Here is a 15,145-nt window from a genome sequence, read left to right on the forward strand (position 1 = left end):
CCTACCTGGAGATCTCGTAGTTGTAGGTGGCCCAGCGGCGGGCCACGGAGACGGACTGGCCGAACTCGATCACGTCGCCGTCGGCGTTGAACACCCAGTTCTGCTTGCGCAGCACGGGGGAACCCAGCGGGATACCCAGCGCTGCGGAGTCCTCTTCCGAGGCGATGTCGGCGCGGAGCTGGTCCTTGCCGGTGGCGGGTGTGAGCCCTGTCTTCTCCTGGACGTACTTCGGGGTGCCCTGGGGCAACCGCTTCGCCTCCAGGAGCAGCGGAGCGCTTTCGGCCAGCTCTCCGTTGAACCAGGACGTGCTGGCCGAGGAGGGCACGTCATCCCGGAGGGTGACCCGCTGGCGTCGGATGACGTTCGTGCCCGCGGGCACACCGAGGGCGTCCGCGACGTCCTCGGGTGCCGACACCAGTTCGGCCGCGCGGATCTCCGCACGCTCGTTCGCCGCGTAGATCCGGCCTTCCAGGCTGCGGACCACACGGTCCTTGGCGCTGTCCGCCGCCTGGTCGCGGGTGACGATGCTGCCCCGGCCGGGTTCGCTGCGCACCAGGCCCTCCGCCTTGAGCGTCCCGACGACCTTGGTCGCGGTCGCCAGCGAGATCTTCCACTTCGCGGCGATGGTGCGCACCGAGTCGATCTTTTTCCCATCAGGGAGGACACCGGACTCGATCTCGGCCTTGATGTGCTTGACGACCTGCATGTAGGGCGGGTCGGTGCGTTGGACCTGAGGGGACACGTGTGGCTCCTTCGTGGTGAACATGATCAGTGTACTAGTACGCATATATGTCGGCCATGTGAGCTGGGGCTCTATGACCTGCAACATGCGCGTACCCAATGAATATGCCAACTGTACTAGTACGCCAAACGATCGCGTGCTATAACAGTTGCACGGCCACAGGCCGCAGCCCGGAAGAGGACTCCGGTGACCAGGGCAGAGCCCTGTCCACCGCGTGGAATCCCGGAGCGCACGAGCTTTCACAAGCCCTTGAGGCACATAGCGCGCACGCCCTGACCCCATCCCGAGCTTTCAAGGGACGGCGAAGGGAAGACGTGGCCACGGCACCCCAACAAGGGTGCGCCGCCCCGAACGATCGGGGCCGCGAGGAATGGCCGCGCCGCACCCCTGGGGTGCCTGTCCTGCCCCTCCCCGGCACAACACGGATGAGGGACACGGCAGGGACCACCCGGGTCCACACACAACAAACCGCACGTCACGAAACAGGGAGCCCCGCACCGGATGCGACCCGGGCGGGGCTCTGGCACACCCACACAACGGGAGTCCTGCAGATGCGCACCACCATGATGCCGCCCCGCGAGCGGGCCGACACCCCCGACGCCCTGGACGTGGCCGCCCTGGCACACGTCATCGACCACACCACCGACCCCGACCTGTTCGCCCCGGCCCTGCCGGGCGAGACCACCGAGGAGCTGGCGGCCCGCCGGGCGGCCGCCGCCGACATCCTGGACGACCTCCTGACGGAGGCCGCCGACGAGTTCGCCGTCACGGGGTGGTTCATGTGACCCCCGAGACGCTGCCCGCGGTCATCGTGACCGCCGTCGTGGTCTTGGTGCTCGTGCTGGGCCTTCTCCGGCTCCGCGCCGCCTACCGCAAGGTCCGCCGCACGCTCCGTCGTTGGGGCCGCACCCGCCTGGTACTCGCCCAGGTCACGCACCGCCGAAAGGGGAACCACCGCCGTGGCTGAGCTGATCTCGCTGTTCGCCTTGCTCCTGACCGGCGCGCTGGTCTGGCTGATGATCGGCGTTCCGATCGTGGAGCGCCGCGCGGACCTGGAAACCCTGCGCAAGCTGACCGGTAAGGGGGCCCGTCGTGGCTGAGGACCGTGTCCCGCTGACCGACTACATCGACGAGACCCGCGCCGAACTGGCCCGCGCGGACGCCAAGGCGTCCATGCTCGCCGCGCTCGGGGGTGCCTCGCTGGCCGTGCTCGCGGCCGGACCGCTGCTGACCGGCGACAGTGCCGCGCACTGGTTCACCCGGGCCGGAGCGCTGCTGCTCGTGCTCGCCCTGGTGGTGCTGCTGACCGTGGTCCGCCCCCGCATCCCCGGCGCTCCGTTCACCCGGATCACCGCCGACCCCGAGGGCTGGAAGCCCGAAAGCACCCGCGACCGCCTGATCAACCTCGCGGGGGTCGCTGCGACGAAGTTCGTCCGCATCCGCCTCGCCGTCGACCTGCTCATCACCGCCGCCCTCGTGATCGGGGCCGGTCTCGTCTGGATGGGAGCCACCTCGTGAACCTGCGCAAGAAGAACCCCGACACCCCGACCACGGACGTGGTCGCCACCCTGCAGGAACGGGTCCGACAGGCCCAGGCGCTCGCGTCCGTGCCCCACCAGGAGCTGTTGGCCGATCCGCGGCTGAACCCGGCGACCCGCTCGCAGGCCGACTCGCTGGAGTCGGACCGGCTCCGTACCCGCTTGGACCTGGAACACCGCCGCTTCCTGCGCACCGAGCGCGAGGCCGACCGCCGCGCGGACGAGGCCATCCGGGCCGCTCAGGCCGTCGATCAGGCCCGTGCCGCGACCGACCCGGCCTACACCGTCCTGGCGCTGGTACGCAACCGGTCCCGGTTCGCCGCCCTGTCGTTGGGGGCCTCGCTCGTGCTGAGCGTGGGGTCCGCGATGGGGTTGGAGGCGGGCGTGGTCGCGCACTACCCCGCCGCCCCGACCGGCATCGGCTACCTGGGCGAGGTCGCCCTGAGCGGCATGTCGACGGCCGCGATCATCTGGGCCGGGTTGCTGGCCCGCTCCGGCACGTTCCCCACTGGTGGTCGCCGCGCCGCGCTGCTGGGGCTGATCGTCGTTCCGCTGCTGGTGTCCATCGTGGGGTCCACGATCGGGTCCGGCCCGGCCGGGGCCGTCGCCTCGATCGGTAGCGCCGCGTTCTCCTGGTTCGCGTACCTGATCGCGGTCACCTCCGCCGACGCCATCGCCCAACTCGTCAAGCCCCTGAGCGCGACCACCACGGCGACCGAGGCCCCCGCCGACCACGAGGAGCCGACCGTCCCGCTGCCCCACCGCACCGCCGGAGAGGCCCTTCAGGTGGTCGGGGAGGAGATCGCGGAACAGGCCGCGGACTACCTGCGCTCGCACGGGAATCCGCCTGAGCGCTCGCACGGCCAGGACCGCTCGCACGGGACCGGCCCGGAGCGCTCGCACGAGGACACCGACCCCGACGACGACGGCCACGACATCGAGTCTGGGCAGGTCATTCCGTCTGAGCGCCCGTGCGAGCGGTCGCGCTCGCACGGCGACGACGAGGCAACCGAACGGGCGCTGACCGCACAGGAGCGCCGCCGCCTGGAGGGCATCCAGAACCGGCGCAGGGTCGCGGACTTCCTGTACGAGCGCCCCGACGCTCACACGGCCCAGATCGCTGAGGAGCTGGGGTTGGGAGAGTCCACCGTCCGCCGGATCCGCAAGGAACTGGAGAGCGGGGGCGAGTCGTGAAGCCCGTCAAGCACCGCCCGAAGGTGCGCCGCTGGCGCGAGGAGACCAGTCAGGGAGAGGCGTGGTGCTACGCCGTGTCCTGCCCGTGCGGCGAGGAGTTCGACGAGCACTACACCAAGCGGCTCGCGGAGTCGGACAAGGCCCGTCACCTCATCGACGTGGCCCCGCCCGTGAGCGAGCGGTGCCGCGACCCCAAGAAGCACCGGATGCAGGCGCACGACCGGTGCCCCGTCTGCGCTGACCAGCTCGTGCTGCCCGGCTTCGAGGAGATCGCATGAACCACCCCCGCATGTTGATCCAGTTCCGTCTGCCCGTCCTGCTAGCCCGGGTCGCCCACGGCACCCGCCACATGAACCCGATCGACCTGACCGTCCGCGCGGTGCTGCTCGCGGCCTGCCTGGTGGTGACCACTTGGATGATCCACCGCGGCGCGCTGGCCTGGCCCCTGGTGGTCGGCGTCGTCGGCTCGCTCAGCCTCGCGCTCGACGCCGTGGAGCTCTACGCCGCCGGTGCGCTGTGCGACGACCTGGCGGAGCAGGAGGACGACCGGTGAACCGCCGCACTGACTGGCGCACCCGCCTCGCAGCGGGTCTCGCCTTCCTCGATCACCTGCTCTGCCAGACCGACTCGCTGGTCTCCGCGTGGTTGGACATCCGCCCGGTGCGCCACACGCTGGCCGACGCCGCCGCGTGGACCGGGCGCACCTGGCGGACGCACCTGGACCGCGCACACATCCGCAAGTACGGCCCCGGCAGGGGCCTGATCGCTGTCGTCATCAACCGCCCGACCACCGAAACCACCGAGGAGACCCGTTGAGCGACTCGCAGGCATCCGAAGCCCGCCGGATCATCGCTGAACTGGACGCGATCGAGCTGGACACCGGCTCCGACATCCGCAAGTACACCGAGACCGTGCGCAAGCTCGCCCGCGCGCTGGCGATGGAGCTGGAGTTCACCGCTCAGGAGCTGGAGGCCGCCCTGGCCGAACTGCCGCCTGCGCAGGGCGAGTCCCGTCTGGCCGTGCGCCGCAAGGCCCGCTCGGTCGCCCGGCACCTGCGCCGCGCCGCTGAGGCCCAGCGGGCGGTCGGCATCGAAGGCGTGCGCACCTGGGGCTCGCTGCGCAAGCACTTCGAGCACCTGGTCAAGAAGCGCCCCAAGCGCAAGCCCCTCGACCTGACCACCTGACCTCACCGAACCCGCGGGGGCCGCCCGGTGCGGCCCCCGCCCCACCACGAAGGAGCAGAACGATGGCTCGCAACGAGCTGGTGTACCGGGGCCGGGACGAGGACACCGACAAGAAGCGCAAGGGCGCGACGTGGGGCGACTACCTGCGGCCGTGGGCCGCCGCCCCGGCGCTCATCCCGGCCGGGTTCCTCACACACTGGATGTGGGGCGACCTCGGATGGGGCACCGGCCTGGCCGCCGCCGCCATCGCGGCCGCGGGCGGGGTGGTCACCTACGCCGCGCACCGCCTGACCGGAGCGCGCACCTGGTACGCCCACCACATCTCCACCGCCATGACCGGCGGGGCCGGGGCGTGGCTGGCACTGGCGACCGCGTTCGGCCCCGGACGTCCGCTCATGGACGTGCTGCTCATCGGCGGAGCGGCCGGGGCCGCGATCGCGAACGTGCACCTGTGGGCCCGCTCGCAGGGGGCCGGGGAGACCGCGCCAAAGAAGGGCGCCGGCCGGATCCTGGCGACCTTCGAGGAGGTCGCGGCCAAGCTCGACTTGCGCAACATCAGGGCGCGCCTGCTCAGCGACACCGAGATGCAGCAGCGCCACGAGCTGACCCTGGAGAACGGCGAGACCGCCGAGTCCTTGCAGAACCGCGCGAAGGAGCTGGCGTCCGCGTACGGGGTCGCCCCCGGCGCGATCCGGGTGATCGAGGACCAGGGCCGCGCCGACAAGGCGGAGCTGGTCATCACCAAGCAGGACGTCATGGGCAAGCTCATCCCGTGGCCGGGGCTGAACCCGGCGCACGTGGGCACCTCGATCGCGGACCACCCGCTGCACCTGGGGACCTACGAGGACGGCGAGCCCTTCCACAACCAGATCACCAACCGGCACTCGCTCACGGTCGGCATGGCCGGGGCCGGGAAGTCGGTCTACGGCAAGGTCAAGATGGTGCAGGTCGCCGCGAGGAAGGACACCTTCACGCTCGCCATCGACCTGGCCAAAGGCCGCCAGACGCTCGGACCGATCGAGGGCGCGATCGGCTGGCCCGCCTACGACAAGAAGGCCGCCCGCGGCCAACTGGCCGCGATCAAGCGCGCGATCAAGGCCCGCGCGAACCACCTGGCCGACCAGGGGAACTCGCAGTGGGTGCCCGGGTGCGGGCTGACCTTCCTGCACATCCTGGTAGAGGAAGCCGCTGAGGTGGTCGACTTCGACGAGATCGTGGAGGTGGCCCGGGTCTCCCGGTCGGTCGGCATGCACCTGGACCTGTCGTTGCAGCGGGCCACGTGGGGCAACCTCGACACGGACACGCGCGCGAACCTGGGTGATGGGCTGTGCTTCGGCGTCCGCGACTTCGCCGACGCCAGCTTCGTCCTGCCGGACTACGTCACCGACGCCGGGTGCGACCCCTCGCGGTGGCGCAAGTCCAAGCCGGGCGCCGCGTACGCCGCGATCGAGCACGTGGACCCCGACCGGCACGTCGTGGCCGCCAAGATGTTCGGTCCGCCGACCACCGACCCCAAAGACGAGAACAAGGTCCTCACAGCCGAAGCCAACTCGCTCCCATCCCAGGACGAGAAGCTGGACGCCATCACGCGGGCCGCGTTCGGTGCCGAGTACGCCGAGTACCTCGCGACCCGCCCTGGTGGGTCCTCCACTCCGGCCGCGCCCGCGGTTCAGGTGCCTTCCCCCGCCGTGACGGTGGCCACGACCACCGACATGGACGACACCGTGACCGAGGAGGAGCTGATCGTGGACCCCGACATCGAGCCGGTCGTGCTCACCACCCCGGACGACGACCCCGAGATCCAGGGCGACATCGACGCGGAGATCCCGCCCCTGGACCCTGAGGACGATTTCGTTCTGCCGACCCGCAAGAAGGGCACCAAGGCCAGCGCGGAGGAAGCGCGCGCTGCCCTGGAGGGCGTCCTGGAGGGGTGGGGGCCGGGCCACCAGTTCACGGTCTGGGACGCCACGGTGGCCATGCAGGAGCGGGGCGCGGAGCGCAAGAAGAGCTGGTTCTACAACAAGCTCACGGCCCTGGCGGAAGACGGACGCCTGCGCCACGAGGATGACGGCTCCTGGACGATCCTGGAGTCCCGCGAGTTGATCGACGCCTGACGCCGAACAGGAAGGCCCGCCCCGAGGCGGGCCTTCCTGCGTTCCAGACCGGCTTCCAAACCCATTCCAGACCGGCTTCCAAACCTCGGTTCCAACCCCGTTCCAAACCGGTTTGGAAGGGTCCTGACCTGTAACACCGCGCCGGGGCGTCCAGACCGGCGTCCGCACCGACCCCGACGCCCGGGTGATGGCTCTGCCTGCCGACCTCCACTGAGGAGATCGGCAGGCGGGGGGACCACCCGGTCCACCACACGACGACGGCCCCACCCTCAGCTTGCAGGCACAGGGTGGGGCCATCTCTCTCCCATCAGAGAGGTGTCACCAGTATGACCGCTCAGCCCACCGAACCCACGACCGCCACCACCACCCGAGACCTGCGCTGCCAGGCTGTGCAGATCCTCGCGCGATTGCTCTCGGAGGACCTGCCCGAGATCACCTGGCAGGTGTACGAGGTCAGCAGGTTCCTGGACCTGTACACCGGCCGCCCCCAAGACCACGAGGTTCTGAACGGTCACGCCGACTCCCAACAGGCCGTACGCGCGTGGGCCGACTACCTGGGCACCTCGGTGAGCCTCCGGCACGGCGACACCCCTCAGGCCAGTGCGGTGATCGACGGCGTCGGAGTGCGTGTGTGGTGCGCCCCCGAACACCGCGACGACCTGGCCGAGGGGCAGGTGTGATGACGCGCCGCCCCCGTCTGCTGGATCTGTACTCCGGTGCAGGAGGCGCCGCGATGGGCTACCACCTGGCCGGATTCGATGTGGTCGGCGTGGATATCCATCACCAGCCGAACTATCCGTTCGAACACCACGTGGCCGACGCCTTGGAGTACGTCACCGAACACGGGCACGAGTTCGACGCGCTTCACGGATCGCCGACCTGTCAGACGTTCGCCAACGTCACCTCCTGGCGTGGCGACCAGTCCAAGTATCCCGACCTGCTGACCCCCACAAGGACTGCCTTCCAAGCCACTGGCCTGCCCTGGGTGATCGAGAACGTCCCGGAGGCCCCTCTGCGACACGACCTGCTCCTGTGCGGGTCCATGTTCGGGCTGCACGTGCGTCGCCACCGGGCTTTCGAGACGTCCTGGGGTGCGTTCCAGCTCACCGCACCGTGCTTCCACCATCCGGGTCTGCTGCCGTTCGAGCACAAGGGTGAGCGCGCTTACGCGGACGCGATGGGGTGCACCTGGATGACCAACATCGAAGGTCGTCAGGCGATCCCTCCTGCCTACACGGAGCACATCGGCATGTACCTCAGGAGTCTGGTGGGCTCTCCCAGCCATGCGAATCGGAGTAGCGGTGATCCCGGCTGATCCTGGCACGGTACGCGGGCGGTGGCTGCGCTGTGTCTACGCCACCGCCCGCGTCCCCGACAGCGTGCGCGTACTGCTGCTCGTTCTGGCGGAGCACATGGACGACGACGGCCGTGTCGAGGTCGGTCGGGACGAACTCGCGACGCTGCTCTCGAGATCACCGCAGCGGGTCTCCACACGCCTCTCCGACGCAGTAGGAGCCGGGCTCCTGCACCAGGTGCGTCGGGGCAACCGAGGGGCGAAGTCCGCCTTCCAGGCGCTCATCCCGGAAGAAGAATCGGTCACCCCCGGGGGTGACACGTTTCCGAGGAAACAGGTCTCGATCTCAAGACCCCTTTCCGAGGAAACGAGTCTCCCCCGAGGGGGACCTGTTTCCCAGGAAACGGATCGCCCCCGGGGGAGACTAGAAGGCCCGTCTTCGTCACCCCCGGGGGTGACGAAGACAGCCGCCCCTATAGGGGAAGGTGCGCGGGAACATCCGCCACAGACCACTCCCGCCGACTCCCCCGAACGACCGGACACGCCCGCTCCGATCGGCCACAAGCGCGTCAACGCGCTCGCGACCGTTTACCACCGGGCCACCAACGGCATGGGCGACTGGAACAAGATCCGCGCCGTCGTCAAGAAGGCCCTGAACAGCGGCTACTCGGACGCCGAGATCACCCGAGGACTCGAACACGTCGCGGCGGAAGGCCGCTTCGCCCTCACCGCCGACACCCTGCGCATCGCGATCAACCGCACGGCACCGCGCCCACACCTGCGCGTCGTGGGCGACCACACGCCCTACCGCAACCCGACCGACTACGGAGACGACCCCGACCCCTGGTCCTGAGGAGGAACCGTGAACACGGCCACCGCAACACCGCTTCTCACACGCCTTGCCCGGATCGCCCACGAACGAGGCCTGGACACCACACCCGGCCCCGTGGACGACGACCCGCACCCCGACCTGCCCGGCCACCCCGCCTACCACCACAGGCAGCGGGTCAACGCGGCCCTGACCAAGTTCGAGCGCGCCACCCCGCCCCGGTACCTGACCGCCTCGACCGAACATCCCCGCGTGTGCGACTGGGCCGACCAGGTCGCCGCCGACGTGACGCAGGCGCCCTCCCTCATGCTGTGGGGCGGCACCGGGACGGGCAAGACGCACGCCGCGTTCGGCGCGGTGCGCAGGATCGCGTTGACCGGACCCATCCGGTTCGGCTTCCTGGCGACCACGTTTCCGGACCTGTACGCCGCGCTCCGTCCGGGAGCGGGCAACGACGAGGAGCGGGAACGGCTCATGCGCCGCGTGCTCAGCGTCCCCGTCCTGCTGCTCGACGACCTCGGTACGACGAAGTCCTCGCTGTGGACGGAGGAGACGACGTACCGGATCGTCAACCACCGCTACAACCGCATGCTCCCGGTCGTCATCACGAGCAACGAGCCGCCCGCGGCTCTGCCGGAGCTGCTGGGCGACCGGATCGCGTCCCGCCTGATCGAGATGACGACGCGGGTCGAGATGACCGGCACCGACCGGCGCCTGAGCCGATGAACACCGCTGCACGAACCCACGGAAGCGGCTCCGGCCTGTACCGCCAAGCACCGCCGGAGCCGCACTCCTCCACCCGCGAAAGGCAAGGAGCACTGCCCATCATGACCGACCGCCGCAAGCCGCGCCCGGAACTGGCCAAAGCCCCCAAGATCCCGGCTCAGCGCTCCCAGAGCTGGCTGACCGTGGAGGAGTTCTGCGGAGAACTGCTGATCAGCCGCGACACCTTCTACGACTGGCGCAAGAAGGGCCGCGCGCCCAAGTGCGCCAAGCTCCCCAACGGAAGCCTGCGCATCCGGCGGACCGAGTTCGAGAAGTTCATGAGCATGGCTGAGGACAACGCCTGATGACCGGTACCGACGACCTGAGCTACAAGGTCTCCGTCTGGAAGATCACCACCTACAAGGGCTCCCGGGGGACGACCTACCGCGTGCGCTGGAAGGTGGGCACCGAGGAGTTCAAGGAGCCCTTCAAGAACAAGGCCCAGGCGGACGCCTTCCGCTCCCAGCTCGTGCAGGCGCAGAGCCGGGGCGAGGCGTTCAGCGCCGACCGCGGGCTGCCCGTGAGCATGCTCCGCGAGGAGGAGCACGGTCGCAGGCAGCGGTCCTGGTACGACTTCGCCGTCTCCTACGTGGACCACAAGTGGCCCGACATCTCCGCCAAGCACCGGGGGAACATCGCCTTCGCCCTCATGATGGTGACGACCGCGCTGTTCACCACGAACAAGGGCATGCCGGAACCGGCCCTCATGCGCGCGGCGCTCCGGCGCTACGCCTTCAGCAAGACCTACCGGGGGTCGGACCGCCCGCATGAGGTCGAGGAGGCCCTGCGGTGGGCCGCGAACCACTCCCGGCCGGTCTCGGACCTGGAGGACCCGAAGGTGGTCGAGGCGGCCGTGCGCGCCGCGACGCGGGACCTGAACGGCAGGAAGCTGGTGATCGGCTCACAGCGGCGCAACCACGGCATCATCAAGGCGGCTCTGGCGCACGCGGTCGCTGAGGGCTTCCTGACGCGCAACCCCGTCAAGGAGCTGGAGGCGACCGGTTCCCGCTCCATCCACCAGGTTGACCGGCGGTGCGTGGTCAACCCCCGGCAGGCCGCGCGGCTGCTCGACGCCGTGCGGGAGTACGGCTACGAGGAGACCGAGCGCAGGCAGGGGATGAAGTCCGGCCCGCGGCTGGTGGCCTTCTTCGGAGCGATGTACTACGCGGCGCTGCGGCCGGAAGAGGCGGTCAATCTGCGCAAGCACAACCTGTCCCTGCCCGCCCCGGAGAACGGTCGGCACGGGTGGGGGACGATCTATGTGGAGGAGGTCACCCCCGACGCACGGCCGGAGTTCACCGACGACGGCACCAGCCGCGACACCCGACGCGGTCCCAAGCAGCGCGAGGCCGGAGAGGTCCGGCCGGTCCCCTGCGATCCAGCCCTGACCGCCCTGCTGTGGGAACACCTGGAGATCTTCGGCACCGATCCGCAGGGGCGCCTCTTCACCGGGGTGCGCGGCGGTCCGCTGGCCACGATCACCTACCGGCGCGCGTGGGCGTGGGCACGACAGGAAGCGCTGAGCGAGCATGAGGCCGCCTCAGCGCTCGCCAGGCGTCCGTACGACCTGCGACACACCTGCGTGTCCACGTGGCTCAACGCGGGCGTCTCGGAGACGCTCGTGGCCCGTTGGGCGGGACACAGCGTGGGAGTGCTGAAGACGATCTACGCCAAGTGCCTCGTGGGAGAGGAGGAGCGCGCCAAGCAGCAGATCGAGGAGGCGCATCGACGCTACTGAGCCGCTGGCACGACGGCCGCGAACGTGGCCGCGGGCAATCACCGAGACCCGCCACTGTCCAACGACAACCACTGACGCACAAAAAGGCCCCGCCACCTGCGAAGACAGGTGACGGGGCCTTTTTGCATGACTGCTCGGAGTGGCTAGGGCAAGACCGAACCACCGACCTTCCGCTTGTCAGGCGTGGTAAAGGGTGGGTCACTCTGCCTGCCAGCGGTATAGACATCTGCTCGGGTCCGGGCGAGTCCAGCCCTGGTTGATGTCGCTGCTGAGAGGCCACGGCGCGCCAAACCTGCTCGGACGGAGCCACCAGCCGCCCGCCACTGTGATGCCACGCACGCGTTCCCTCCCACCATCGCTCGATCAACCACAGGACGCCGGTCGCCACGCCTCCATGCCGAGACGCCCGATAGCGCCGGAGCTGGCCACCCCAGACAGTCGTACTTTGCTATCAAGTTCCTCGGAATCTAGGCACGCCATCGACCTTTGGGACCAAATGCCCTGACAGGCGTGTATGCGCTACGTCACCATAGAGGGGTCAGGCAGCTCTGGCCCGGCTCGCTGTTCGGGCCTGTCTGACAGACGTTGAGTGCGTGCAGCCGAGGGCCGCCGCGACAGCGCTCGCGCCGTCGCCTTGATCTGATCAAGCCCAGATCGGCAACAAGGAAGGAAGCTAGTGACAGAGGAAGCTGCCACACAGGAACCTTGGTTCGCTGGGAAGCCTGGAACTATTCTATTTTTCCGGATTAACCGACGCCCACTAGAAAATCCACCACTCATGGAAGATCGACCGGATTCAGTGATGGACCACATCGCTGAAACTCTGCTTTTTGGAGAGAAGGTCAAAACCCTAGGACGAGGCAAGAGAGAATGGATTCTTGGAAACAGGGTAATTGAAACAAATGAAGAGACAATGACAGGACTAGTGGGGTGGATTAGGGAAGGAACAGAAACACATGGGGAATATGATCAAGAAAACAAGGTTTGGCGTGATGTCACTCGAGGGCGCGACGTGTCAGCCAGCACCCCTTTCTGCTTCGAGTCAAAAGCTAGAATATTGGCGATCGTAAAGCACAGTAGCATTAATGAAAAAGTACTCCCGGTTGTTTTTGAGCAAATCCTTAACACAGGAGAGTCTCGACGTCATTGGCCATCAGTCAAGTGGGAGGTAGACCCCATCCTTGATCCAAAGACTTTCTCCACCTGGCTTGGAGAAGTCGATGTTGTCCAGCACGTAGAGCTCGTAGCCAAGCTTCCAAATCCGGATGGCATCCATCTTTTTGGCGAACTCTGGGACGACATTCAAGAAATGAATGCCAGCCAGATAAAGACCACCCTAGACGCCGCCAACCCTTCCGGACTGACAAATATCCAAGAGAATGATCGTGTAAAGAACCATATTTCCATGAGCCAGAACGGATACGGCTACGTAACAGCAAAGGGAAAGAAGGACGGGAGGAAGTCTACGTACGACCAGAGAAAAAACGTCGACCGAGCGAACATCGACACGATGCCTTCTCAGTGGGAGCAGGCTTGGGGAGTTCTAAAGAGCCGAGCCCTGGCCCGAGCAGAGAGATTTATACGAGAAAATACGAGTACCGAAGATGCCTAAGCCTCACCCTAAAGACTTCAGCTTCTGGGGAAACCTGACACGCTCCACCCTGATCCATGCGTTTGGCCTTGAAGGCCTGATCGCGCTCATTATTTCGATCCCTGCAATTTACTTATCTCATGAACACTTAAGCACTAGCGACCGGGTATCTGTTGCCAACGACATGCTCGCCACAACAACTGGCATACTCGGCGTCATATTTGCCTCCTTTGCCATTGTGGCCGCCCTAATGTCGGACAACTACGTTCGCCTACTAAACAAAAAAGAAGGAAGACTCAAGCAGTTCTATTCTATATTTATTATTGTCATCGGCTTTGCCGTTTGCTCGATTGCTTTGGCGATGTCATACAAAGCAACGGCAGAGCACTTGCCAGTACAGTACGAGATACCTCTTTTTTTCACTTCCATTTTCTGTTTCCTGTACACTCTTTTTAATGTTGTCGCCCTGGCTCGGAATATTTTTGGACATGGAATCACGAGAGCAATGCTTCTCCAAAAAGAAGACGAGCTGAGGAAGGAGATAGATTAATCAACTCAGCCAAGTTTTCGATGCCCTTAAACATTCCCTCTCATGCAAGCCTTCTTGCTAGATGCAGTAGCCCTTCACTGCTGCTGATTGTCTTTTGAAGAAATTAGGATACAGGTTACGCGAGACACGCAAGCGTGAGCGCCGTTGGGTTGCTGCGCTACATCATGAATCGGTGTCTCGCGACCGACGGTGCCACGGCCGGAGAGCAGTCAGCGGTTCTCCAGCGTAGAGGCGCTGGAGACTGATCGCGGTTCTACATCTCGTGGCCGAACTCGCCCTCGGGTTCGGCGCTACGTCCTGCCGTGTGATGGTGAGGCCACGCAAGATCGCTTTGCAGTTCCCCGCCACGACACCTTCGCCCCCTTCGGAGCTGCCAGACTGGGCCGACCTTGCAGCGCTGCCCGTGAAGGTGAAGACGGATCTGAATGGCGTCTTCGCTTACACGGGGCCTAGGTGTGGGCGATCGATCTCAGGTATATGGAATTGGCCTACGAGCGAGACCTGCTCGCGCACTATGCCCACACAGGTAAATCTGCGGTGACCTTGCTCAAACGTGCGGTGGTCTCGATGCAGAAGAAGGCCGAATGACAGTGCAAGGACGGCCGCTGGTCCTTCGACGAGTATGTGCTAACCATCGACGGCACGCACACACGTGACAGGGCTGCGGCCGCGGCCAGGCAGACACCCGGAACCAACTGAGCAAGCTTCTAGCCGACTCCGGCCAGGGCATCCCCATCACCTCGTAGAACTGGACTGTGGTCAAGTACCTGGGCTACTGGCTGGAACACGTCGTGCGCGGCGGTCCGCTGGCCACGATCACCTACCGGCGCGCGTGGGCGTGGGCACAGCAGGAAGCGCTGAGCGAGCATGAGGCCGCCTCAGCGCTCGCCAGGCGTCCGTACGACCTGCGACACACCTGCGTGTCCACGTGGCTCAACGCGGGCGTCTCGGAGACGCTCGTGGCCCGTTGTGCGGGACACAGCGTGGGAGTGCTGAAGACGATCTACGCCAAGTGCCTCGTGGGAGAGGAGGAGCGCGCCAAACAGCAGATCGAGGAGGCGCACCGGCGCTACTGAGGCACCACCCGTCAGCGTCGCCAGTCGGCTTCCCCGCCCGAACCTACCAGGACGGGGTCGAGTCCGACGCCGGTGAGACCCCACGACTCGTAGTCCGGGTCAGGGGCGACGCTCAGCCACGTACCGTCGTCGAAGACAAGGCGCAGGGTCCCGCGCCCGGTAATCTCGACTTCGGCGACGGTCCTGGCGAACAGGCCGAGCAACGGAGCCAGACAGGTACCGGTCCCCGGGGTCAGGACGACCTGCCTTCCACCCGCGTCCGTCAGGGACAGCGTGGTTTCGATGACGAGTTCGCCGTCGAGACGGACCCGGCCGCCGGGGCCGTGACCGGTGAAGGTGATCCTGACCTGGTGGTCGAAGGCCGTTCGCGTGACCTGGGTACCTACTAGCTCCACAGGGATCTTCACCGTGCCTCCGGCAGTGTGGGCAGGCGCTCGAACGTGGCCGCGCATTGGCCGTGGGCGCCCACCGAGACCCGCCGCCGTCCACCGACACCCACCGACCAACGCAAAGGCCCCGCCGCCTGCTTC

General features: G+C 66.9%; 21 protein-coding genes. 19 read left to right on the forward strand and 2 right to left on the reverse strand.

Annotated elements, in window-relative coordinates:
- Position 1: 1 nt before the first annotated feature.
- Complete coding sequence (locus tag NDAS_RS21920) at positions 2-742, reverse strand: GntR family transcriptional regulator (RefSeq protein ID WP_013155434.1); 741 nt, start codon at positions 740-742, stop codon at positions 2-4.
- Positions 743-1,293: 551 nt separating this feature from the next.
- On the opposite strand from NDAS_RS21920, the gene NDAS_RS21925 reads away from it, so the two are divergent.
- From NDAS_RS21925 to NDAS_RS22000, 19 genes are all read left to right on the forward strand, one after another.
- Positions 1,294-1,527 carry a hypothetical protein gene (locus tag NDAS_RS21925; RefSeq protein WP_013155435.1) on the forward strand — a complete coding sequence of 78 codons (234 nt, stop codon included), beginning with the start codon at positions 1,294-1,296 and terminating at the stop codon, positions 1,525-1,527.
- A complete protein-coding gene (locus tag NDAS_RS21930) occupies positions 1,524-1,709 on the forward strand; it encodes a hypothetical protein (RefSeq protein ID WP_013155436.1) in 186 nt (61 codons plus the stop codon). Before NDAS_RS21925 ends, NDAS_RS21930 begins: the two co-directional genes overlap by 4 nt.
- Positions 1,702-1,842 carry a hypothetical protein gene (locus NDAS_RS28990; RefSeq protein ID WP_013155437.1) on the forward strand — a complete coding sequence of 47 codons (141 nt, stop codon included), beginning with the start codon at positions 1,702-1,704 and terminating at the stop codon, positions 1,840-1,842. Before NDAS_RS21930 ends, NDAS_RS28990 begins: the two co-directional genes overlap by 8 nt.
- Positions 1,835-2,260, forward strand: a complete 426-nt coding sequence (locus tag NDAS_RS21935; protein ID WP_013155438.1) for a hypothetical protein — start codon at positions 1,835-1,837, stop codon at positions 2,258-2,260. Before NDAS_RS28990 ends, NDAS_RS21935 begins: the two co-directional genes overlap by 8 nt.
- Entirely contained in the window at positions 2,257-3,474 is a 1,218-nt protein-coding gene (locus NDAS_RS21940) for a YIP1 family protein (RefSeq protein ID WP_013155439.1), read from the forward strand. The genes NDAS_RS21935 and NDAS_RS21940 overlap by 4 nt, the downstream gene beginning before the upstream one ends.
- The gene (locus tag NDAS_RS21945) at positions 3,471-3,752 is read left to right on the forward strand and encodes a hypothetical protein (RefSeq protein WP_013155440.1); all 282 of its coding nucleotides are present in this window, start codon (positions 3,471-3,473) and stop codon (positions 3,750-3,752) included. The genes NDAS_RS21940 and NDAS_RS21945 overlap by 4 nt, the downstream gene beginning before the upstream one ends.
- Positions 3,749-4,027 carry a hypothetical protein gene (locus NDAS_RS21950; RefSeq protein WP_013155441.1) on the forward strand — a complete coding sequence of 93 codons (279 nt, stop codon included), beginning with the start codon at positions 3,749-3,751 and terminating at the stop codon, positions 4,025-4,027. Before NDAS_RS21945 ends, NDAS_RS21950 begins: the two co-directional genes overlap by 4 nt.
- The gene (locus NDAS_RS21955) at positions 4,024-4,290 is read left to right on the forward strand and encodes a hypothetical protein (protein ID WP_013155442.1); all 267 of its coding nucleotides are present in this window, start codon (positions 4,024-4,026) and stop codon (positions 4,288-4,290) included. Before NDAS_RS21950 ends, NDAS_RS21955 begins: the two co-directional genes overlap by 4 nt.
- Positions 4,287-4,658, forward strand: a complete 372-nt coding sequence (locus NDAS_RS21960; RefSeq protein WP_013155443.1) for a hypothetical protein — start codon at positions 4,287-4,289, stop codon at positions 4,656-4,658. Before NDAS_RS21955 ends, NDAS_RS21960 begins: the two co-directional genes overlap by 4 nt.
- Positions 4,659-4,720: 62 nt before the next feature.
- A complete protein-coding gene (locus tag NDAS_RS21965; protein WP_013155444.1) occupies positions 4,721-6,772 on the forward strand; it encodes an FtsK/SpoIIIE domain-containing protein in 2,052 nt (683 codons plus the stop codon).
- Between the two features lie 326 nt (positions 6,773-7,098).
- Positions 7,099-7,452, forward strand: coding sequence for a hypothetical protein (locus NDAS_RS21970; RefSeq protein ID WP_013155445.1), 354 nt, complete (start codon positions 7,099-7,101; stop codon positions 7,450-7,452).
- The gene (locus NDAS_RS21975) at positions 7,452-8,087 is read left to right on the forward strand and encodes a DNA cytosine methyltransferase (protein WP_013155446.1); all 636 of its coding nucleotides are present in this window, start codon (positions 7,452-7,454) and stop codon (positions 8,085-8,087) included. The genes NDAS_RS21970 and NDAS_RS21975 overlap by 1 nt, the downstream gene beginning before the upstream one ends.
- A 433-nt stretch (positions 8,088-8,520) precedes the next feature.
- Positions 8,521-8,919, forward strand: a complete 399-nt coding sequence (locus tag NDAS_RS28700; RefSeq protein WP_126625013.1) for a hypothetical protein — start codon at positions 8,521-8,523, stop codon at positions 8,917-8,919.
- A gap of 9 nt (positions 8,920-8,928) precedes the next feature.
- Positions 8,929-9,621 carry an ATP-binding protein gene (locus tag NDAS_RS21985; protein ID WP_013155448.1) on the forward strand — a complete coding sequence of 231 codons (693 nt, stop codon included), beginning with the start codon at positions 8,929-8,931 and terminating at the stop codon, positions 9,619-9,621.
- A 101-nt stretch (positions 9,622-9,722) separates the two neighbouring features.
- Positions 9,723-9,965 (forward strand): helix-turn-helix transcriptional regulator, encoded by a 243-nt coding sequence (locus NDAS_RS21990; RefSeq protein WP_013155449.1) that lies wholly within the window; start codon positions 9,723-9,725, stop codon positions 9,963-9,965.
- A complete protein-coding gene (locus NDAS_RS21995) occupies positions 9,965-11,398 on the forward strand; it encodes a tyrosine-type recombinase/integrase (RefSeq protein ID WP_013155450.1) in 1,434 nt (477 codons plus the stop codon). The genes NDAS_RS21990 and NDAS_RS21995 overlap by 1 nt, the downstream gene beginning before the upstream one ends.
- 802 nt (positions 11,399-12,200) lie before the next feature.
- Positions 12,201-13,010, forward strand: coding sequence for a DUF4747 family protein (locus NDAS_RS28705; RefSeq protein ID WP_167539503.1), 810 nt, complete (start codon positions 12,201-12,203; stop codon positions 13,008-13,010).
- Positions 13,003-13,539, forward strand: a complete 537-nt coding sequence (locus NDAS_RS28710; protein WP_126625014.1) for a hypothetical protein — start codon at positions 13,003-13,005, stop codon at positions 13,537-13,539. The genes NDAS_RS28705 and NDAS_RS28710 overlap by 8 nt, the downstream gene beginning before the upstream one ends.
- 755 nt (positions 13,540-14,294) lie before the next feature.
- Positions 14,295-14,615 carry a site-specific integrase gene (locus tag NDAS_RS22000; RefSeq protein ID WP_013155452.1) on the forward strand — a complete coding sequence of 107 codons (321 nt, stop codon included), beginning with the start codon at positions 14,295-14,297 and terminating at the stop codon, positions 14,613-14,615.
- Positions 14,616-14,626: 11 nt separating this feature from the next.
- Here the strand turns inward: NDAS_RS22000 and NDAS_RS22005 are convergent, their stop codons facing one another.
- Complete coding sequence (locus tag NDAS_RS22005) at positions 14,627-15,022, reverse strand: DUF6188 family protein (protein ID WP_013155453.1); 396 nt, start codon at positions 15,020-15,022, stop codon at positions 14,627-14,629.
- Between the last annotated feature and the right edge of the window lie 123 nt (positions 15,023-15,145).

Source organism: Nocardiopsis dassonvillei subsp. dassonvillei DSM 43111 (genome assembly GCF_000092985.1).
Classification (GTDB): domain Bacteria; phylum Actinomycetota; class Actinomycetes; order Streptosporangiales; family Streptosporangiaceae; genus Nocardiopsis; species Nocardiopsis dassonvillei.